The organism is Pelagerythrobacter aerophilus, assembly GCF_003581645.1.
Taxonomy (GTDB): domain Bacteria; phylum Pseudomonadota; class Alphaproteobacteria; order Sphingomonadales; family Sphingomonadaceae; genus Pelagerythrobacter; species Pelagerythrobacter aerophilus.
In genome coordinates, this window is sequence record NZ_QXFK01000019.1 from 782,614 (window position 1) to 802,746 (window position 20,133).

Below are 20,133 nucleotides of genomic sequence, written 5' to 3' on the forward strand. Positions count from 1 at the left end.
CGCATTGTCGTACCGCCATTGCCACCCCACCAGCTGCACCCTATGTCGCCGCCGATGGAAATCGGCTCGTTCTTCATGGCGTTGGCAGCGCAGGCCGATCCGTGGATCGTTCGCATTGCGGCCGAGTGGATCGGGTGGAAGTTCTGGCTCTCGGACTGGACCGGCATCAGCCACTCGATTCTGCATGCCTATTTCGGGCTGCTGCTGCAGGTCCTCGCGGCGGCGTTCATGCGCCGGGGGCTGGCGAGTGCCTGGCCCTGGCTGTTCGTGTTCGCCCTCGAGATCGGCAACGAGCTGCTCGATTGGTCGCGGGCGCTGACCTATGGAACGGCGCGCGAAGGATTGGTGTACGAGACGATCTCGGATATCCTGTTCACCATGGTGCTGCCGACCGTCCTGCTCATCCTCGCGCGCAGCTTTCCGCGGCTCGGCCTCGGCGAGCGGACCGTGCCGGTCGCCGAGGCTTGCGAGAGCGACTGAAGCCCTACCGGTCCAGCGCGATATCCGGCGCGTCTTCCTGTTTCATGCCGACCACGTGGTAGCCCGCGTCGACGTGGTGCGTCTCGCCGGTGACGCCTGAGGAGAGGTCGGACAGGAAATAGAGTCCCGATCCACCGACGTCCTCGATCGTGACGTTGCGGCGGAGGGGCGAATTGAGCTCGTTCCACTTCAGGATGTAGCGGAAGTCGCCGATCCCGCTTGCGGCGAGGGTCTTGATCGGGCCGGCACTGATCGCGTTCACGCGGATATTGTCGGGGCCGAGGTCGTTGGCGAGGTACTGCACGCTGGTCTCGAGCGCGGCCTTGGCGACGCCCATGACGTTGTAGTGCGGGATGACCTTCTCCGCGCCGTAATAGGTCAGCGTCAGGATGCTGCCGCCATTCGGCATCATCTGCGCGGCCCGCTTGGCCACCGCGACCAGGCTGTAGGCGGAAATGTTCATCGTCATCAGGAAGTTGTCGAGACTGGTGTCGACATATTTCCCGCGCAGTTCGTTCTTGTCGGAAAAGCCGATCGCGTGGACCACGAAGTCGATCGTTTCCCAGCGGCTCTTCAGCGTCTCGAACGCCGCGTCGAGCGCGTCCATCTCCGACACGTCGCATTCGAAGGTGAAATCCGACCCAAGCTGCTCGGCGAGCGGCTTCACGCGCTTCGCCAGCGCCTCGCCCTGATACGTGAACGCCAGTTCCGCGCCGTGTTCGCGCAGCTTCTGCGCGATGCCCCAGGCCAGCGACTTGTCGTTGGCGAGACCCATGATCAGCCCGCGCTTGCCAGCCATCAACCCGCTCATCTCGTTTCCTCTTTCTGCTCTTCTGCCAAGGCGCGTGCTTTCTCCACCGCCGCGCGGCGCGCCGCCGCCCGTCTACGATTGTCGGCCTGGCCGATCCGGTTCTCCTCTTCCTCGGGAGTCTCGGCCATGGCGGCGTTGAGTTCGGCGCCGATAACCATCCCTAGGCCGACGAGATAGAAAAAGAAAAGCGCGATCATGATGCCGGCCAGACTGCCGTAGGTCAGATCGTAGCTGAAGAAGCTGCGGATCGCCGGCGGTAGCGCCACCGTTACCGCCACCCACCAGATCGTCGTCGCGAGCGCGCCCGGCCACTTGGGATAGCGCCGATCTCGGTAGGCACTGGGAGCGAGTGTCAGGAACAGCAGATAGAGCGATCCGAACAAGCCGAAAGCGGGGATAAGGCGCGAGAGCTGCAACTGCGAGATCACGTGCGAAAGCCACGGGAGATAGGCGTCGATCACTTCCTGCGCCGCGCCGATCACCACTTGCGCGATCAGCGAGAGCATCAGCAGGACCACCGCGGCCACGATCACCCCGGCGGAGAGCAGGCGGTATTTCCAGAACGCCTCGGTCGCCGCCGTGCCGTAGGCCCGGCGCAGGATATCGCGGATCGTCTCGATCAGGCTCGATACGGTCCACAGCGCGACCAGCCCGCCGGCCCACAGCAGTAAGCCGCTGCGCGCCTCGACGACGTTGCGCGCGACCGGCTCGATCACGTTGCCGACGATCGGCGGCAGGGCATAGAGCACCGCCTCGATCGTCGCCGCGCGTTCGCTTTCCTCGCCGACGAACGAGAAGATCGCCGCGCCGAGGATGAAGAAGGGGAAGATCGCCAGCATCGCCATGTAGGCGAGGTTGCCGGCGTGGATGAAACCGTCGTTGTAGGTGCCGACGAGCACGCGCTTGGCGACCTCGAACGCTCGCGTACCGGGGCCGACGTGCTGGGCCACGCGCTCGCGCAGGCCGAGACTGGCCTCTATCGCTTCCTTGCGCCGTTCCTCGGGCGAGAGCGTGTGGACCACGCGTTCCTCAGGCTGGGGAAGGTCTTTCTCGCTCATCGGCCCGTTCGGTTGGCGGGGGCCCGGGTCAGGTTCCCAGGTCGGCGCGCGGGTTGCCGCCGTCCTGCCAGCCTTCCAGCCGTTTGGCCAGTTCCGAAACGTCCGCCGGCAGCGCGATCTCGAGCTGCACCAGCTGATCGCCCCGCTGGCCGGACTTGGCCGAAAAACCCTTGCCCTTGAGGCGCATCGTGGTCCCGCCGCTGGTGCCGGGCTTGATCGTCAGCATGACCGGGCCGTCGACCGTGGGGCAGCGGACCTTGGCGCCGTTCACCGCTTCGTCGAGCGTGATCGGCAGGTCCATGCGCACGTCGTCGCCGTCGCGGCGGAAGAACTTGTGGCGATCGATCGAAATCGTGACGATCCCATCGCCGGCGCCGCCGGGGCCCTGGTCGCCCTTGCCCTTGAGGCGCATCTGCGTGCCGTCCTCGACCCCGGCGGGCAGCTTGAGGTCGATCGTCTTGCCGTCGGCCAGGGTGATGCGCTGATCCTTGCGGACCGCGGCGTCGACGAAAGGCACGCGCAGGCGATAGGCGATGTCACCGCCCTTGCGGGGCGGGGGCGGGCGGCGCTGCTGGCCGAAACCGCCGCCCATGCCGCCGGCCGTGCGCCGCGCGCCGCCCATGCCGCCGCCGAACAGCCCTTCGAAGATGTCGCCCAGGTCGACGCCCTCGTCGGCAAACCCCTGGAAATCCTCCGCGCGGAAACCGCGCTGGCCGCGGCCCGCACCACCGGCGAATCCGCCACCGCCCATGCCGGCGAAGGGATTGGCCGGGTTGCCGTCCGCATCGATCTCGCCGCGGTCGAAACGGGCGCGCTTGTCCTTGTCGCTGAGCAGATCGTAGGCCTGCGTCACTTGCGAGAAGCGTTCGGCGGCCTTCGGATTGTCCTTGTTGCGATCCGGATGCAGCTCCTTGGCGAGCTTGCGGTAGGCGCTCTTGATGTCCTTCTCGGTCGCACTGCGCGAAACACCGAGCGTTGTGTAGGGATCGGCCATGGCGTGTTAGCTAGGTGCAACAGTCTCGCCGCGCAAGCGGCGTGGCGGTGGGCAGAGGCTTTCCTCCACGCATCCCGCGCGATAGGGCTGAGCAATATCCGGCGGGGCTGCGGTCCGGCCGCTTGGTTGTAAGGTCACGGCCATGTGCGACTTTCCCGCCGGGAGGCGGCGAAGCGTGTCGCATGTGTCAACACTTAGTCAGGAATGCCCGGTGGAAGCTGAACAAACTGCCCTCCCCGACAGCGATCCGCTGGCCCTGTTCGACGCATGGCTGGCCGAGGCGCGGGAGACGGAGCCGAACGATGCCAATGCCATGGCGCTCGCCACCGCCACGCCGGACGGCGCGCCCTCGGTCCGCATGGTCCTGCTCAAGGGGCACGGGGCGGGCGGCTTCACCTTCTTCACCAACGCCCGGAGCCGCAAGGGCCAGGAAATCCGCGCCAATGCCCAGGCTGCGCTGCTGTTCCACTGGAAGAGCCTGCGGCGCCAGATCCGCATCGAGGGTCCCCTGATGGAGGTCAGTGCGGCCGAGGCCGACGCCTATTTCCGTTCGCGTCCGTTCGTCAGCCAGCTCGGCTCGGCCGCGAGCGACCAGTCGCGCCCGCTCGACAGCCGCGCGACTTACGTAGCCCGGGTCGAGGCGCTGGAGGACGCGTGCAAGGCTTCGGGCGAAGTGCCGCGGCCGCCGCACTGGACGGGGTTCACCCTGCGGCCGCAGCGGATCGAGTTCTGGCTCGACCGCCCCAATCGCCTTCACGACCGGCGCCTCTTCACCCGCGAGGGCGAGGGCTGGTCGAGCACGCTGCTCTACCCGTGACCGCGCAGGCCGCCCCCGCCGATCGCGCCGCGCTGACCCGCAGCGCCGCCTATGCCTCGATCGCGACGGCGCTGTTCCTGGCCGTGCTCAAGGGCTGGGCGACCTGGCGCACCGGATCGAGCGCGATGCTCGGCAGCCTCGCGGACACCGCGCTCGACCTCGTCGCCAGCCTCGCCACGCTCGCCGGCGTGTGGATCGCGGCGCAGCCGGCGGACGAGGAGCACCGCTTCGGCCACGGCAAGGCCGAGGCGCTGGCGGCGGTGTTCCAGGTCATGCTGATCGCGCTCTCCGCCTCGGGCATCGCGTTCCGGGCGATCTCGCACCTGATCGAAGGCGGCGAGACCACTGCGGCGGAGGAGGGGATCGCGGTCTCGCTGCTGGCGATCCTCGCGACCTTCGCCCTGCTCGCCTGGCAGCGCCACGTGATCCGCCGCACGGGCAGCCTCGCGGTCCGGACCGACAACGTCCACTACCAGTCCGACCTGCTGCTCAACCTCGCGGTCATCGCCGCGCTCGTGCTCGACCAGTATCTCGGCTTCTCGCGCGCGGACCCGCTGTTCGGCCTCGCGATCGCGGCCTGGCTGCTGTGGGGCGCCTGGCGCGCGGCGAGCGAGGCGATCGACCAGATCATGGACCGCGAATGGCCGGAGGATAAGCGCCAGCGCTTCGTCGAACGCGCCGCCCGCCACCCGGAGCTGACCAACCTCCACGATCTTCGCACGCGCACGAGCGGCACGCGCGACTTTGTTCAATTTCACGTCGACCTCCCCGGCACCATGACCGTCGCCCAGGCGCACGAAATCATTGAACGGGTCGAAGCCGATCTCTGCAGTCATTTTCCCGAGATGGAGCTACTGATCCACATCGACCCGCAGGGCCATGTCGACGAACCGGACAACCCGCTCGCGGAGACCGACGAGTTCGAGAAGCTGGAGAAGGACGCGCCATGAAGCTGCCCTACTGGCATGTCGATGCCTTTGCCGACCGGCCTTTCGCCGGCAACCAGGCCGCGGTCATGCCGCTGGGCGAATGGCTGCCCGACGATGTGTTGCAGGCGATCGGGGAGGAGAACAACTTCGCCGAGACGGCCTTCGTCGTGCCCGATGAAACCGGCGCGGCGGATTGGGAGCTGCGCTGGTTCACCCCGGCCTGCGAAATCCGCCTCTGCGGCCATGCGACGCTCGCCAGCGGCCACGTGCTGCTCGGCCGCGACGGCGGGGAGCGAGTGACGTTCCGCACCCGGAAGGCGGGCGTGCTGGAAGTGCGGCGAAGCGAAGCGGGCTACGAGCTTGCGCTGCCCGCGATCCCCACCGAGCGCTCCGACCGGCCCGAGGCCGTCACGCTGCTCGGCGCGCAGCCGCTCGAGATCTGGCGTAATCCTGACCGTTACGGGATCTATCTGTTTGGCAGCGAGGACGAGGTTCGCGCGCTGGCGCCCGACCTCCGCGGCCTCGGCGCGCTCGGCGATGACCAGTTCATCTGCACCGCGCCGGGCCGCGACGTCGATGTGGTGAGCCGCGTCTTCGTGCCCGGCGGCGGGGTCGACGAGGACAGCGTCACCGGCTCCGCCCACGCGGCACTCACGCCGTTCTGGGCGGCCCGGCTGGGGCGGGAAAGCTTCACCGCCCACCAGGCTTCCCGCCGCGGCGGCGACCTCACTTGCCGCTTCGAAGGCGATCGCGCCTGGCTCGGCGGCCCGTGCGTGACGGTGGTGGAGGGGACGTTTTACCTGCCCGAGTGAGAGTCGCGCGGGCTCAAGTCGCCGGATAGAGCTCCACAATATCGGCGAGCTCCTGCAGCATCGCCTTGCGCTCCTCGGCATCCGAATGACCGAGGCGGACCACGGTCAGCTTCTGCTCGGGCGAAACGAGGATGTACTGGCCCATGTGGCCGATCGCCGCGAACATCGTCGCAGGCGCGCGGTCGGGGAACAGCGGGTGGCTCTTGCTCCCGCTCTCGTCGTCCAGCGGTCGGTTGAGCCAGGTCTGCATGCCGTAGTGTGGGCTGCGCGGGCTTGGCGTGGTCATCAGCTCGATCCACTTGCGCGGGACGAGCTGGATGCCGCGGTAGGAGCCCTTGTTGCGCAGGAAATCGCCGAACCGCGCCCAGTCGCGCGCATTGCCGTGGATCAGGCTGCCGCCGATCAACGTGCCGCTGGCATCGAACTCCGGCACCATCGAATCCATCGCCAGAGGGACGAACAGCCGCGTCTCGAGATAGTCCGCGACGGCGCGCCGCCGTGCCTCCGGATCGTCACTGCGGGAAAGCACGCGCGCGGCGATGTCGGCCAGGATCACGCTGGTGGCGGAGGAGTACTCGAACTCCCGCCCCGGCTCGGCTTCGAGCGGCTGACTCTCGGCCCAGTCGGCCATGTCGTCACGCCCGTCGAGGAACAGCATCCGCACTTCGGATGATTCGTATGGCGGATCGCCCCCTTCGGTATGGCGCAGCCCGCTGCGCATCTGGAGAAGCTGGCGCAGGGTGATCTCTCCGCGCGGGTCGCCCGGGCGCTGCCAGCGGGGTACCGGCGGCGAGTCGTCGAGCGCCAGCCGCCCGTCGGCCACCAGCATGCCGATCATCACCGCCGTCACCGTCTTGGCCATCGACCAGCTGACGAAGCGCGTATCCTTGTCATAGCCCGGCGCGTAACGCTCGGCCGCGATCTCGCCGCCGTGCATCACGATCAGCGCGCGGGTCTCGCCAAGCCCTTCCTTTGCGAACAGGTCGTCCACCCGGCGCGCAAGCTGCTCGGTCGGGGCGCCCGGATTCTCGCTCACCGCCGCCAACGCTTTCTCGGTCAGCGGCTCCGGCACGGGCGCAGCGTCGCTGCACGAGAGCAGGGCTGGCAGCGAAGCGAGGCAGACGATAAGGGGGGCGGGCCGCAGGCGCATGCGGCGTTCCCTCGCGCAGCATGGCAGGCTTGGCAATGGCAAAATCCTCCTCCCGCAAAGGCCAACTGCGCCGCCGGCGCTGGCCGCTGGTGCTGGGGATCGTGGTGCTGATCGCAGCGGGTTTCGCGTGGTACTTCCGCGCGCCGATCACCGGATACTCGCAGACCGCGGCAGCCTATTCCGCACGCGTCGCATGCTCGTGCCGCTACCTCGGCGGGCGCAGCCTCGAAGACTGCGGGAAGGACAAGCTCGCCGGGATGGAACTCGTCATCCTGAGCGAGGATGCCGAGACAAAGAGCGTCACCGCCCGCTTCCCCCTCCTCGCCAACGAAACCGCCACCTTGCGCGACGGCTACGGCTGTGTGTTGGAGCCGTGGGAGGGTTGAGACCGCACACCGGAAAGCATGGTGTTTGTTGCGCGAACTCGCGCGTGCGCGGCCTAGGGGCCGGTCAAGTAGAGACGGTAATCTCAGCGGGCAGGGTTTGCGGAGATCATGGCCGCCGACCCGAACTCTCGTCGTCGCACGTACAACTGCATGAAAATGCCTAAACGAGATCGTCCACTGCAACGTTAAGCGCTTCGGCAAGCCGCTTCACGGTACTGATGGATCCCTGCTTCCGGCCCACCTCGATATCAGCAATCTGCACGCGGTTTACGTTCGACGCATCGGAAAGTTGCTGCTGCGTGAGGCCGCGCAGCTCGCGGTACACACGCACTGGGCTTTCGCCAGAAAGGAGGCGCGCGGCCGCTTCGGCAGGGATCAACTCATCCTCGCCGGCCTCCAGACGCGCCATGGCCCGGTCATAAGCGCGCAGATCCTCAAGTTCGTTCACTGCCTCCGTCAGGCGGTCGTATTCGGCGCGGTCAATGGTCACGGTATCCATCATCTAGCTCCTATCCGTATACGCTTCCGCGCGGGCCAATCTCGAGAACCGCAAGAACGGTCCCATCGTCATTCATGATCACGCGCCAGCTATTAACTCGCAAACGAAGGCCCGTTCGGCCCTTAAGTTCGGTCACATTGTTCGCGAGTGACGCGGGATCGGCAGCATATTGCTCCACTTTGGATACGATCAGCCTAGCGGTGTTGGCGGGCATCTTCCGAAGGATCTTGAGGGCCGCGCGCGTGTAAGTGATCTGTCTCACTTTCATTATGTAGCTTACGGCGACATTGTAGTCAATGGCTACATCGTCAATCGGGCTGTGCGTCTCGTGTCGCGCCGGCTGCGCAGAATCTGACTTGTGACCGTCGCTGGCGAATACACGATCGAGGCGCGCGTACGATCTGCAGCATAGTCCTGCAGCGCAGCATAGTCTTGCAAGTTGCCATAAGCGTTTGTGCTAGTGGATCGAAAATTCCCGAGATTAAACAACTCGAGATTCTTGACCTCAGCCAATCAGCGCTAGGGAACAGCGCCTTCAGTGGAATCGATCCATCCGCCGCCCACGACGCGTTCGCTGGCGTAGATCACGGCGGCTTGGCCCGGGGCGACGCCGTATTCTGGGTTGGCGAAGCGGATCGTGCAGGATGCGCCGCCCCCGAGTGGTCCGTCGATCGTGATCGGGACGGGCTTGGCGAGCGAGCGGACCTTGGCCGTTAGCGGTGTCTGCGGCAGCGGGCCGATGCGGTTGGTTTCGATCAGTCGGGCGGCGGTGACTGCCAGCATGTGCCGGGGACCGACCCTGACGGTGCGGCTTTCCGCATCGATTCCAACGACGTAGAGCGGTTCTGCCTGACCGCCGATCTCGAGGCCTTTGCGCTGCCCGACGGTGTAGTGAACGATGCCCCTGTGCGTGCCAAGCGTCTCGCCGGTGGCAGTATGGACGATCGGACCGGGCTCGCCGCCTTCGGGACGCAGCGTCTTGACGATCCTGGCATAGTCGCCGTCGGGCACGAAGCAGATGTCCTGGCTGTCGGGCTTGGCCGCGTTGCGCAAGCCGGCGGCTTCGGCGAGGCGGCGCACCTCGCTTTTCGGCAGGCCGCCCAGCGGGAAGCGCAGGAAGTCGAGCTGTTCCTCGGTCGTCGCATAGAGAAAATACGACTGGTCGCGGGCCGGATCGAGCGCGCGGTGGAGTTCGGGGCTCTCGGCGCCGGCGATCCGCCGCACGTAGTGCCCGGTGGCCAGACAGTCCGCTCCGAGCTCGCGCGCCATGCGGAAGAGATCGGTGAACTTCGGCCCCATATTGCAGCGGATGCATGGAACCGGCGTGCGCCCGGCGAGGTAATCGTCGGCGAACGTCTCGACCACCTCTTCGCGGAACGCGCTCTCGTGATCGAACACGTAGTGCGCGATACCGAGCCGGTCGGCCACGGCGCGCGCGTCGGCGATGTCGTCGCCCGCGCAGCACGCGCCCTTGCGACCGGTGGCGGCACCATAATCGTAGAGCTGGAGCGTGACGCCGATGGTTTCCGCGCCGCTCGCCGATGCAAGGGCGGCGACGACCGAAGAGTCGACCCCGCCGGACATAGCCACGACGATCCGGCTTTCCTGCGCGGGGCGCGGCAAGTCGAACAGCGCGGCACGATCCATTTCACGCGCAAAGGTGGCGGGTGCGTTCATGCGCGGGCCCATACACGTCCGCGGCCAATCCATAAAGCCGCAGCCGCGCGGATGAATTCTCGGCGACAAATGATGGTCGGCTTTACCTCACGTTGACGATCTCGGGCGTAAGGCGAGTCCATGTTCGAAGGCACCATCATACCCGCTGTGGCCGGCCGGCCGGCCGAAGGCAGCGCATTGCGCGTACCCTGCTGGGAGGAAATCGTCATGCGGCTGGCCGCCGCGGACGAAGTGCGCCACGCAATGACGGCCGCAGGCGATCATCCGGTGGGCAACTTCGAGCGATTCGGCGAGCGTGCAGGAGATGCGGGGCGCCAAAAGCAACGCCTCGTTAACCTTAATAATTTAACCCATGGCAAAGATCCGGGCGGCAAGATCTTGCCGCCGCAGAGAGCGCGGTGGGCCGGCGACCGAGAGATACGATGATCGAGAACCAGAAATTCCGCCCCGCCCAGGTGATCGGCCCGCTCGGAGAGCCGCTCACGCTCGAGGATCTGCCGCCGCGCAATACGAAGCGCTGGGTCGTTCGCCGCAAGGCGGAAGTCGTTGCCGCGGTCAATGGCGGCCTGCTGACCATCGATGAAGTGCTCGATCGCTATTCCCTGACGCTGGAGGAGTTCGCATCCTGGCAGCGGGCGGTCGACCGGTCGGGCATGCAGGGCCTGCGCGTCACCCGGATTCAGCACTACCGCGACCTCTACGAGCGGCAGTTGAAGTACTGATCCGCCCGCTCCGCTCCAGCGCGAGGTATGCGCCCGGCCTAGCTCTCGACCCACATTTGTCGTATCCTCCTGCCGCGGTATGGAAAATGCCGGGAACCGCAATGCCTTGCGCTTCGTTTGAGCCGGGCACTGCATAAACAGGAGGATTTCCGAATGGGATGGATTATCGCAATCATCGTCGGCGGCGTTGCCGGCTGGCTGGCGAGCCTGGTGATGAACCGCGACGCGTCGATGGGCATCTTCTGGAACGTAGTGGTTGGCTGTATCGGCTCGCTGATCGGCAATGCGCTCGCAGGACCCCTGTTTGGTGTCGAGGGAAGCGTGCAGGAGTTTTCGCTGACCGGCCTCATCATCGCCCTCGTCGGTGCCATCGTGCTGCTAGCTATCGTGAACCTGGTTCAGCGCGGCCGCGTTCGCTAAGCGCCGCGATCTCCTGAACACATGCAAGGGCGGGTGCGGCGAAAGCCGTCCCCGCCCTTTCGCATTTCGTGGTCATTCGTCGGGCGCATACGCCCCCCGTCGAACTGCGGATTGTCGCGCTTCGCGCAGCGGTTTAATGGCGACCGGCTATTGCCAGCAGTGAGTTATAGGGGTAATACACTGCCCGGTTCCGGAAGGCTGAGAACGCGATGAACTACGAAACGACCGTCACGGCCGACAGAGCCGAAGGCTATCCCGCCGATCTCGATGGGGAAATGAACGTACGTGCCACGCGGCGGCGCCGGCTGATCATAATCGGCGTGATCGCGCTGATCGTGCTGGCCGGGATTGCGTTCTTCGTCACCCGCGGGGGCAACGGTGCGAACGTCGCCGCCGGCGAAGACCAGTCGCAGTTGCCGGTCATATCGGTGATTACGCCGGGCACGACCACGATCGAAGGCCAGATCGAGGCGAGCGGGACGCTCGCCGCGCGCAGGCCTCTGCCGGTGGGCTCCGTGGGCGAGGGTGGCCGTGTCGTCTCCGTGCCGGTCGATGCCGGCGACTGGGTCAACCAGGGCCAGGTTCTCGTGGTCATCGACAGTTCCGTGCAAACGCAGCAGATCGCATCCGCGCGCGCCAATATTGCCGTGGCCGAGGCCGACGCCGATCTCGCGCAGGCCGATCTCGACCGTGCGCTCCAACTGGTCGACCGCGGGTTCATTTCGCAGGCCGACGTCGATCGGCTGACCGCCACCCGCGACGCGGCCCGCGCCCGGGTTCAGGTCGCCCGCGCACAGCTCCGCGAGCTTCAGGAACGCACCGCGCGGCTCAACATCTATGCGCCGGCCTCCGGCCTGGTGCTGGACCGCAACGTCGAGCCTGGGCAGACCGTTGCGGGCGGCGGCGAACCGCTGTTCACCATCGCCAAGGGCGGCGAGATGGAGATGCTTGCGAAAGTAAGCGAATCCGATCTCGCCAAGCTGACGGTCGGCGTCCCGGCCACCGTCACACCGGTGGGAACCGACAAGCGCTTTACCGGCCAGGTCTGGCAGCTCTCGCCGACCATAGACGAGACGAACCGCCAGGGCACCGCGCGCATCGCCCTGCCTTACGCGCGTGAGCTGCGTCCGGGTGGCTTCGCCAGCGCGACCATTGGCGGCGGGAACGTCGTAGCGCCGTTGCTGCCCGAATCGGCAGTCCTGTCGGACGACGAGGGCAGCTATGTCTTCGTTATCGACGATGAGAACAAGGCGCAGCGGCGCGGCGTCCGCATCGGCCTGGTGACCAGCCGGGGCATTGCGATCGCCGAGGGCCTTACGGGCGCCGAGCAGGTCGTCCTGCGCGCCGGCGGGTTCCTGACCGCGGGCGAAACCGTTTCGCCTCGCAAGGTAACCGCGGACGGGAATTGAGCGCATGAATTTCCGCAACATCTCCGCCTGGTCGATCCGCAACCCGGTCATTCCGCTCGTCTTCTTCACGGCGCTGCTGCTGGCCGGGCTGATGTCGTTCGCGCGGATGGATGTGGTCAACAACCCGGAGATCGAGTTCCCGGCGGTCAACGTTTCGATATCCCAGCCCGGTGCCGCGCCGACAGAGATCGAGAACCAGATCACGCAACGCGTGGAATCGGCGGTCCGATCGATCAATGGGGTGAAGTCTATCAACTCGACTGCCAGCGAAGGCAGTTCGAGCACTTTCATCGAGTTCGAGATCGGGACCGATCCGAACGATGCAGTCGCCGAAGTCAAGAACGCGGTCGACCAGATCCGCGGCAGTCTTCCCGACGGGATCATCGAGCCGCGCATAACCAAAGAGGAGATCTCGGGCGGCTTCCTCGGCATCTTCGCCGTCGAAGCCGACGATATGACGATCGAGCAGCTGAGCTGGTTCATTGACGATACGGTGGCGAAAAGGCTGCTCTCGATCGAAGGCATGGCCGAGGTAAACCGTTTCGCGGGTGTCGACCGCGAGATAGAGGTCATCATCGATCTCGAGCGGATGCAGGCGTTCGGCGTCACCGCCAGCCAGATCAACAATGTGCTGCGGCAGACCAATCTCGACGCGGCGGGCGGCAACACCGAAGTCGGCGGTACGCGCCAGTCGGTCCGCGTCCTCGGCAGCACCGAGACCGCCTACGAACTGTCGCAGCGGCAGATTCAGCTCGGCGACGGAAGGACCGTCAAGCTGGCCGATGTCGCCACGGTGCGCGACGGCTATAGCGAGCGGACCTCGATCAGCAAGGTGCGCGACAAGGAAGTGGTGAACTTCGCGATGTCGCGCGCCAAGGGCGCATCCGACGTCACCGTCTTCGAAGCGGCGAAGGAGGAGATCGAGAAGATCGAGGCCGAGAATCCCGGCGTGCGCTTCATCCCGTTGTTCAACACCGTCCAGTATACCGAAGAGCAGTACGAAAGCTCGATGGCGGCGATGATCGAAGGCGCCATTCTTGCGGTCGTCGTCGTCTTCTTCTTCCTGCGCGACTGGCGGGCCACGGTGATCTCGGCGATCGCGATCCCGCTTTCGGCTATCCCGACGTTCTGGTTCATGGACCTGCTCGGGTTCAACCTGAACTCGCTCTCGTTGCTCGCGCTGGGACTTGTGGCAGGCGTGCTGGTCGACGACGCGATCGTCGAGATCGAGAACATCGTGCGCCACATGCGCATGGGCAAATCGGCCTATCAGGCATCGATCGACGCCGCGGATGAGATCGGCCTGCCGGTGGTCGCGACCAGCTTCTGCATTGTCGCCGTGTTCCTGCCGGTCGGGCTCATGCCCGGTATTTCCGGTCAGTTCTTCAAGAACTTCGGCATCACCGTGGTGATCGCGGTGCTGATGTCGCTGGCCGTCGCGCGCATGATCACGCCGATGCTCGCGGCCTACTTCCTCAAGGCCAAGGGGCATGCCGCACACGGCGAAGGGCCGATGATGGACCGCTACATGGGCGTCCTCGCGTGGTCGCTCAATCGCGGAAAGATGCATGCGCGCCGCGAAGGGCTCGCGGGGCCGCGCAATCGTTTCCTCTATGGACTGGGGTTCTTGGCAACGGTCCTGTTGCTCATCGTAGTGCCGTTCGCCGTCGTTTTCGGGGCGTACAACGCGCTGCAGGCGATCAGCATACCCGAAACGGTTGCAGGCGCCCTGTTCGCTAGTGGGGAAGGGATCTTCCATTTCCTCGTCCTCAAGCTGATCGAGACCCTCGAGCTCTTGCTGGTCGTGGCGATCGGGTTCGGCGCCGGGTGGGGCTTGCTCAAGCTGATAGGCCTTCCCTGGCGGATGATCGGCGGCGGCATCCACGACACCTGGCGCTGGCTGGAGGCCCGCTTCTACGACCACCGTGTGTGGATGATGATGACCGGCTATTTCGCGCTGATCCTCACTATTCTGCTGTTCATGAACGTTCCGCCCCAGTTTCAGCCGAACATCAACAGCGACAACAGTCAGGTCGAGATCGAGATGGTGCCCGGCACCACGCTAGAGACCACCGAGCGGGTTGCGGATGACGTCGCGGAAATTCTCTATCAGGAGCCCGAGGTGCTGCGCGCGCTCGAGCGCGTGCGCGTGGGCAATGCGTCGATCTACATCACACTCAAGCCCGATCGCGAGCGGACATCGGTTGAATTCGAACGCGCGCTCGCGCCCCGGCTGGCGCAGATTCCTGATGCGCGGGTGCGTTTCCAGTCGCAATCCGGCGGTTTCGGCAGCGGGCGCGATGTGACTGTGATGCTCGCAGGTTCCGATCCGGAGTTGCTGGAGGAGACCGCCGCCACGCTCGTCGAACAGATGAAAGCGCTCGACACACTCGTTGCGCCGCGCATCAGCGCCGATATCAACCGGCCGGAGATCATCATCGAGCCGCGCGCCGATCTCGCCGCCGAGCTAGGCGTGACGACCGCCGCGATGAGCCAGGCGATCCGGATCGCGACCCTCGGCGAAATCGAACAGAACGCCGCCAAGTTCTCCCTGTCGGACCGGCAGATCCCGATCCGGGTCAAGCTGCCCGAGCAATCGCGCGAGAACCTGACGACGATCGAGAACCTGCCTGTACCCACCCGCACTGGCGGAACGGTGCCGCTGTCCCGGGTCGCCGATATCAGCTTCGGCTCCGGCCCGACCACGATCCAGCGCTACAACCAGAACCGCCGCGTGCTGATCGGCGCGGACCTCGCGCAAGGGGTGGTGAAGGGCGAGGCCGACGCACAGATCAACGAACTGCCGATCCTGAAGGACCTGCCGCAGGGCGTGATCCGCGACCTCGTGGGCGAGGACGAGTGGCAGCAGGAAATGATGACGAGCCTCCTGATCGCGATCATGTCCGGCATCCTGCTGGTCTTCGCGGTGCTCGTTCTGCTCTACAAGCGGGTGATGAGCCCGCTGGTCAACATGACCTCGCTCGCACTCGCACCGCTGGGCGGCATTTTCCTAGTCTGGCTGGTCGGTCAGCCGCAGTCGATGCCGGTCTATATCGGCATTCTGCTGCTGCTCGGCATCGTCTCGAAGAACTCGATCCTGCTGATCGACTTCGCGATCGAGGAGATGGACAAGGGCGTGCGCAAGCTCGACGCCATCATGGATGCGGGGCACAAGCGTGCGCAGCCGATCGTGATGACCACGGTCGCGATGACGGCGGGAATGGTCCCGGTCTCGCTGTCGCTCTCGGGCGACGGCGCTTGGCGGGCACCGATGGGCACCGTGGTCATCGGCGGCCTCATCATGTCCACCCTCCTCACGCTGTTGATCGTGCCGGCTGGGTTCAGCCTCGCCGATGGCCTGGAAAAGCGACTTGGTCCCTGGCTGCGTGGCCGCTTGCTCACTTACCGTCCGGGCGACGAGAGCCGCGCTCCCGCTCCGCCGCCGGAGCCCGGACCGGACGGGGAGCCGGTCCCCGCAACGCGGCGCCCGCCCCCGGGGCCCTACCCCGCGGAGTGAGCGGCGAAACTCCGCCGCGACCCGCGCGTTTCCTCTCCATGAGGCGCGCTCCGCTCCCGCCCGACCGTGCGCGCCGCATGCGCATGACCGCCACGGCCATGCTCGTGGCGATGGCGGGGGTGTTCCTGTTCTCGCACCAATATCTTGGCGTGCATCCTGCCTGGGGTTACGTGCACGCGTTCGCCGAGGCCGCGATGGTCGGCGGGCTGGCGGACTGGTTCGCGGTGACGGCGCTGTTCCGCCATCCGCTCGGCCTGCCGATCCCGCACACCGCGATCATTCCCGAAAACAAGGATCGTATCGCCGATACGATGGCGCAGTTCCTGCGCGACAACTTCCTCACGCCCGCCGTTGTTGCGCGCCGGATGCAGGCGATGAACCTCGCGCGGGCGGTCGGCGACTTTCTCGTCAAGCCGGGTGGCGGCGCGCAGTCGCGGATTGGCGCAGGTGCCGCCGAACTGTTCGCCGGCGCGCTTGAGTCGCTCGATCAGGAACGGCTCGGCGGTCAGGTGCGCAGCGGCCTCAAGCGCCAGCTCGACAAGCTGGAAGCCGCCCCGCTGCTCGGACAGATGCTTAGCGCGGCAATCGCCGACAAGCGGCACTTGCCGCTGATCGACAGCATCATCCGCTGGGCGGGTCTGACGCTGGAAGACAACGAGGAAATGGTCCGCGCGATGATCCACGAGCGCGCTAATGCGCTGCTGCGCTGGACCGGCCTAGACGAACGTCTGGCGAACTCGGTTCTCGACGGACTTTACCGCCTGCTCGCCGAAGTGCTGGTCGATCCGGAGCATCCACTCCGCGGCAAGATCGAGGAGGGGCTGGAGAAAGTCGCGCACGACCTGGTCCACGATCCCGAAACTCGTGCCAAGGTCGAGCGGATGAAGCGCGAGCTGCTCGACAATCCGGCGGTCGCGAACTGGTGGCAGGGCGTGTGGGAACGGATGCGCACCGGCCTGATCGCCATGGCCCGCGATCCTGACTCGACAATGGATGGATGGCTGGGCGGTACCTTGGCGGAACTCGGTGCAGCCTTACGCGACGATCCGCGCCTGCAGCCGCAGGTCAACCGCTTCGCCCGCCGCACCGCCGTCGGCATCGCGACCCGTTACGGCGGGCAGATCGTCCAGCTCGTTTCTGAAACCGTCCGCCGCTGGGACGCGCGCACGATCACCGATCGCCTCGAAAACGCCGTCGGCCGCGACCTGCAGTTCATCCGCATCAACGGCACGTTGGTTGGCGGGCTGGTGGGCGTGACGATCCATGGGGTGAGCGCGTTGCTTTAGAGCGGGGCGCTCGACGCTGTGTCAGCGGGTTTCGCGCGCCGAACCGTAGTGCTTCGCGACCGTGCCCTGCAGTTTCGCCAGATCGTCTGCGTCATACCATTTGCCGGCTGCCATGACACCTGCCGGCTCACGCAGCGTCGCGGGATTTTCCAGCGGATTGGCGTTGGAGAGGATGAGGTCCGCTCGCTGACCGGCCAAGACGCGGCCGAACGGTGTCCCGCCCTTGGTCTTGGCGATGAAATCGCCCGCGGCTCCGGTTGCGGTCATCAGTGCCTGATAGGGCGTTAGGCCCGCGGCCAGCAGCTCATCGAGCTGGTCATGCGCCGAAACCCCGGGAAATAGGCCGGGGATGGTCGGCGCGTCGGTCCCCAGGATCAGCCGTACACCGCCATCGGCAAACGCCTTGACCAGCCGTCGCTCGAAATCGGCGCGTGGGAGCAATTTGGCGGTCTTGGCGAAATAGTCGCTCGACAGCCATTGCAATTGACGACGCTGCGGCAACAGGTCGAACTCGGGCCTGCGGAAGATGGTCGGGCCGCGTTCCGGATGGCTGGCGAGCAGGGCGATGGTGCGATATGTCAGCGGATCAGCGGTGACCGTGGCATCGTACTGTTTCGCGAGTGCAACCGCATCGGCGATCCGCGACTCGGGCGGCACATCCTCGCCTCCGCCCTGCCCGGGCGGAAACAGGTAGGAATAGAAGAATTCCTCCAGATGCGCGATCATCGCTTGGCCCTGGGCGAATTGGCTGTCGATCCGAACCGCGTACACGCCGTGACCGATAATGGGCATCTCGGCGCGCTCGGCTGCCTGGGCCAGTGCGGCATAGACGGGGGGTGTCAGGCCGACATAGACCTTTATGAAATCATAGCCTTGCGCCTTCGCCAGCGCGGGAAAGGCGCTTGCTTGCTCGGGCGTGTCTAATACCAGGCCGTTGTAGTCGGCCGTGCCATCAACCAGCCAGCTCGTGTATACGTGCGGCGCTGCGATTTTCCCGCTATTGGCGCGGGCTGCGGTCCGGCCAGCCAGATTCTGCCGCGCGCCGCCCATGTTGAGTACGGTGGTGACGCCATTGACCAGATAGATCGCCAGCTCGTCAGGCGCCTCCGAATGGACGTGCATGTCGGCGAGGCCGGGCGAGAGCCACTTGCCCCGTGCGTCGATGACGGTGGCGTCGGCCGGAACGGAGACATCCTTGCCGATTTGCGCGATCACGCCGTCGCGAACCACGATCGTCTGGTCAGCGAGCACGCGCTCGCTATCCATCGGGACCACATTGGCATGCGTGAAAGCGGTGGCTGGCGCGGGTTCGGCCGTCACGGCGCTGGCAGTCAGGGTTGCCAGTACCGCGAGTGTGAGACGCGCCAGCTTGCGCATATCTACAGTTTCTCGGTCAGCTCCGGCACCACCTTGAAGAGGTCGGCGACCAGGCCAATGTCCGCGACCTGGAAGATCGGCGCGTCCTCATCCTTGTTGATGGCGATGATGGTCTTGGAGTCCTTCATCCCGGCGAGGTGCTGGATCGCGCCGGAGATGCCGATCGCGATATAGACTTCCGGTGCGACGATCTTGCCCGTCTGGCCGACCTGGTAGTCGTTGGGGACATAGCCCGCATCGACCGCCGCGCGGCTCGCACCCACGCCCGCGCCGAGCTTGTCGGCGAGCGGCATGATATATTCCTCGAAGGTCGCTGCGTCCTTGAGCGCGCGGCCGCCCGAGACGATCACCTTGGCGCTGGTCAGCTCGGGACGCTCGCTCTTGGCGAGCTCCTGGCCGACGAAGCTCGAGATTCCCGCATCGCCGGCGCCGGAGACCGCCTCGACCGTGCCCGAACCGCCTTCGGCGCCGGCCTTGTCGAAAGCCGTGCCGCGCACGGTGATGACCAGCTTGGGATCGCTCGATTCGACCGTCGCGATCGCGTTGCCGGCATAGATCGGACGAGTGAAGGTCTTCTCCCCCTCGATCGACAGGATGTCGGAGATCTGCATCACGTCGAGCAATGCGGCAACGCGCGGGGCGATGTTCTTGCCGGTGGTCGTGGCAGGAGCGAGAAAGGCGTCGTGGTCCTTCATCAGCTCGGCCGCGAGCGGCGCGACGTTCTCGGCCAGCTGGTGCTCGTAGGCGGGATCGTCGGCGACGTGGACCTTGCCCACCCCTTCGATCTTCGCGGCCGCCTCGGCCGCCGCGCTGCAGCCGCTGCCGGCAACCAGCAGGTGCACTTCGCCGAGCTTGGCGGCGGCGGTGACCGCGGACAGCGTTGCGTCCTTTACCGAAGCGTTGTCGTGTTCGACCAGAACCAGCGTTTTCATCGTCTCTTCCCTAAATTCCGTTGTCCCGCAGCGCTCGAGGTGGTGAGCGGCCCTTCGATCCTTCGGCGTGGCTCAGGATCCGGGGCGAACGGGAGCAGACCTGCTAAGCTCAAGCGATCCCAAGCGCCTTGATCTTGGCGACCAGCTCGTCGACGTCGGCGACCTTCACACCCGCCTGCCGCACCGGCGGTTCGGAGACATTGGTCGTCTTGAGACGCGGCGCAGTGTCGACGCCGTAATCGGCGGGGCTTTTGGTATCGAGCGGCTTCTGCTTCGCCTTCATGATGTTCGGCAGCGAAGCATAGCGCGGCTCGTTCAGGCGCAGGTCGGTGGTGACGATCGCCGGAAGCGTGAGCTTGACTGTCTCGAGGCCGCCGTCGATCTCGCGCTTCACGGTGACGCTCTCGCCGTCGATCTCGACGTCGTTGGCGAAGGTGCCCTGCGGCCGGCCGGTCAGCGCGGCCAGCATCTGGCCGGTCTGGTTCGAATCGTCGTCGATCGCCTGCTTGCCCAGGATCACCAGGCCTGGCTGCTCCGCCTCGTAGATCGCCTTGAGGATCTTGGCGACCGCCAACGGCTCGACCTCGTCATCGGTCTGGACCAGGATCGCACGGTCGGCGCCCATCGCGAGCGCGGTGCGCAGCGTTTCCTGGGCCTTGGCCGGACCGATCGAAACCGCGACCACTTCCTCGGCCTTGCCGGCTTCCTTGATTCGCAGCGCTTCCTCGACCGCGATCTCGTCGAACGGGTTCATGCTCATCTTGACGTTCGCAAGATCGACACCCGTACCGTCCGCCTTCACCCGAGGCTTCACGTTGTAGTCGATCACCCGTTTCACGGGCACGAGGATCTTCATG

The 20,133-nt window shown here is 65.9% G+C and carries 21 protein-coding genes; 11 read left to right on the top strand and 10 right to left on the bottom strand.

Annotated elements, in window-relative coordinates:
- Positions 1-54 precede the first annotated feature (54 nt).
- A complete protein-coding gene (locus tag D2V04_RS17575) occupies positions 55-480 on the top strand; it encodes a hypothetical protein (RefSeq protein WP_147391747.1) in 426 nt (141 codons plus the stop codon).
- A 4-nt stretch (positions 481-484) separates the two neighbouring features.
- Here the strand turns inward: D2V04_RS17575 and fabI are convergent, their stop codons facing one another.
- Genes fabI through D2V04_RS17590 form a run of 3 tightly spaced genes read right to left on the bottom strand, consistent with a single transcriptional unit; the run spans position 485 to position 3,343 of the window.
- On the bottom strand, positions 485-1,291 hold the full coding sequence (gene fabI, locus D2V04_RS17580; RefSeq protein WP_119511605.1) for an enoyl-ACP reductase FabI: 807 nt from the start codon (positions 1,289-1,291) through the stop codon (positions 485-487).
- Positions 1,288-2,349: a YihY/virulence factor BrkB family protein gene (locus tag D2V04_RS17585; RefSeq protein ID WP_119511604.1), complete on the bottom strand. Its 1,062-nt coding sequence runs from the start codon at positions 2,347-2,349 to the stop codon at positions 1,288-1,290. The genes fabI and D2V04_RS17585 overlap by 4 nt, the downstream gene beginning before the upstream one ends.
- Before the next feature lie 28 nt (positions 2,350-2,377).
- The gene (locus D2V04_RS17590) at positions 2,378-3,343 is read right to left on the bottom strand and encodes a DnaJ C-terminal domain-containing protein (protein WP_119511603.1); all 966 of its coding nucleotides are present in this window, start codon (positions 3,341-3,343) and stop codon (positions 2,378-2,380) included.
- A 211-nt stretch (positions 3,344-3,554) separates the two neighbouring features.
- On the opposite strand from D2V04_RS17590, the gene pdxH reads away from it, so the two are divergent.
- The 3 genes from pdxH to D2V04_RS17605 are packed head-to-tail and all read left to right on the top strand — an operon-like array spanning position 3,555 to position 5,901.
- Positions 3,555-4,160: a pyridoxamine 5'-phosphate oxidase gene (gene pdxH / locus D2V04_RS17595; protein ID WP_119511602.1), complete on the top strand. Its 606-nt coding sequence runs from the start codon at positions 3,555-3,557 to the stop codon at positions 4,158-4,160.
- On the top strand, positions 4,157-5,110 hold the full coding sequence (locus D2V04_RS17600) for a cation diffusion facilitator family transporter (protein WP_119511601.1): 954 nt from the start codon (positions 4,157-4,159) through the stop codon (positions 5,108-5,110). The genes pdxH and D2V04_RS17600 overlap by 4 nt, the downstream gene beginning before the upstream one ends.
- Positions 5,107-5,901 (top strand): PhzF family phenazine biosynthesis protein, encoded by a 795-nt coding sequence (locus tag D2V04_RS17605; protein WP_119511600.1) that lies wholly within the window; start codon positions 5,107-5,109, stop codon positions 5,899-5,901. The genes D2V04_RS17600 and D2V04_RS17605 overlap by 4 nt, the downstream gene beginning before the upstream one ends.
- 13 nt (positions 5,902-5,914) lie before the next feature.
- On the opposite strand, the gene D2V04_RS17610 is transcribed toward D2V04_RS17605, so the two are convergent.
- The gene (locus D2V04_RS17610; RefSeq protein ID WP_119511599.1) at positions 5,915-7,051 is read right to left on the bottom strand and encodes a serine hydrolase domain-containing protein; all 1,137 of its coding nucleotides are present in this window, start codon (positions 7,049-7,051) and stop codon (positions 5,915-5,917) included.
- A gap of 35 nt (positions 7,052-7,086) precedes the next feature.
- Here D2V04_RS17610 and D2V04_RS17615 point away from each other — a divergent pair, with 35 nt between their 5' ends.
- Positions 7,087-7,437, top strand: a complete 351-nt coding sequence (locus D2V04_RS17615; protein WP_182849617.1) for a hypothetical protein — start codon at positions 7,087-7,089, stop codon at positions 7,435-7,437.
- A 160-nt stretch (positions 7,438-7,597) separates the two neighbouring features.
- On the opposite strand, the gene D2V04_RS17620 is transcribed toward D2V04_RS17615, so the two are convergent.
- From D2V04_RS17620 to mnmA, 3 genes are all read right to left on the bottom strand, one after another.
- Positions 7,598-7,936, bottom strand: coding sequence for a helix-turn-helix transcriptional regulator (locus tag D2V04_RS17620; protein ID WP_228766191.1), 339 nt, complete (start codon positions 7,934-7,936; stop codon positions 7,598-7,600).
- A gap of 10 nt (positions 7,937-7,946) precedes the next feature.
- Complete coding sequence (locus tag D2V04_RS18380) at positions 7,947-8,204, bottom strand: type II toxin-antitoxin system RelE family toxin (RefSeq protein ID WP_324186833.1); 258 nt, start codon at positions 8,202-8,204, stop codon at positions 7,947-7,949.
- A 251-nt stretch (positions 8,205-8,455) separates the two neighbouring features.
- Positions 8,456-9,613 (bottom strand): tRNA 2-thiouridine(34) synthase MnmA, encoded by a 1,158-nt coding sequence (mnmA, locus tag D2V04_RS17630; protein ID WP_182849616.1) that lies wholly within the window; start codon positions 9,611-9,613, stop codon positions 8,456-8,458.
- 120 nt (positions 9,614-9,733) lie between these two features.
- On the opposite strand from mnmA, the gene D2V04_RS17635 reads away from it, so the two are divergent.
- The 6 genes from D2V04_RS17635 (at position 9,734) to D2V04_RS17660 (ending at position 16,967) form a co-directional block, all read left to right on the top strand.
- Complete coding sequence (locus D2V04_RS17635) at positions 9,734-10,039, top strand: hypothetical protein (RefSeq protein ID WP_119511596.1); 306 nt, start codon at positions 9,734-9,736, stop codon at positions 10,037-10,039.
- Positions 10,036-10,335: a CtrA inhibitor SciP gene (gene sciP, locus D2V04_RS17640; protein ID WP_119511595.1), complete on the top strand. Its 300-nt coding sequence runs from the start codon at positions 10,036-10,038 to the stop codon at positions 10,333-10,335. Before D2V04_RS17635 ends, sciP begins: the two co-directional genes overlap by 4 nt.
- Positions 10,336-10,488: 153 nt before the next feature.
- Positions 10,489-10,755: a GlsB/YeaQ/YmgE family stress response membrane protein gene (locus D2V04_RS17645; RefSeq protein WP_119511594.1), complete on the top strand. Its 267-nt coding sequence runs from the start codon at positions 10,489-10,491 to the stop codon at positions 10,753-10,755.
- Positions 10,756-10,964: 209 nt separating this feature from the next.
- The gene (locus tag D2V04_RS17650; RefSeq protein ID WP_119511593.1) at positions 10,965-12,164 is read left to right on the top strand and encodes an efflux RND transporter periplasmic adaptor subunit; all 1,200 of its coding nucleotides are present in this window, start codon (positions 10,965-10,967) and stop codon (positions 12,162-12,164) included.
- Positions 12,165-12,168: 4 nt separating this feature from the next.
- Positions 12,169-15,681, top strand: coding sequence for an efflux RND transporter permease subunit (locus D2V04_RS17655; protein WP_119511592.1), 3,513 nt, complete (start codon positions 12,169-12,171; stop codon positions 15,679-15,681).
- A 77-nt stretch (positions 15,682-15,758) separates the two neighbouring features.
- Positions 15,759-16,967, top strand: a complete 1,209-nt coding sequence (locus D2V04_RS17660) for a DUF445 domain-containing protein (protein WP_119511707.1) — start codon at positions 15,759-15,761, stop codon at positions 16,965-16,967.
- 21 nt (positions 16,968-16,988) lie between these two features.
- Here the strand turns inward: D2V04_RS17660 and D2V04_RS17665 are convergent, their stop codons facing one another.
- The 3 genes from D2V04_RS17665 to D2V04_RS17675 form a co-directional block, all read right to left on the bottom strand.
- A complete protein-coding gene (locus D2V04_RS17665; RefSeq protein ID WP_119511591.1) occupies positions 16,989-18,344 on the bottom strand; it encodes an amidohydrolase family protein in 1,356 nt (451 codons plus the stop codon).
- Positions 18,345-18,346: 2 nt separating this feature from the next.
- Positions 18,347-19,276, bottom strand: a complete 930-nt coding sequence (locus D2V04_RS17670) for an electron transfer flavoprotein subunit alpha/FixB family protein (RefSeq protein ID WP_119514873.1) — start codon at positions 19,274-19,276, stop codon at positions 18,347-18,349.
- A 109-nt stretch (positions 19,277-19,385) separates the two neighbouring features.
- Entirely contained in the window at positions 19,386-20,132 is a 747-nt protein-coding gene (locus tag D2V04_RS17675; RefSeq protein WP_119512998.1) for an electron transfer flavoprotein subunit beta/FixA family protein, read from the bottom strand.
- Position 20,133 lies beyond the last annotated feature (1 nt).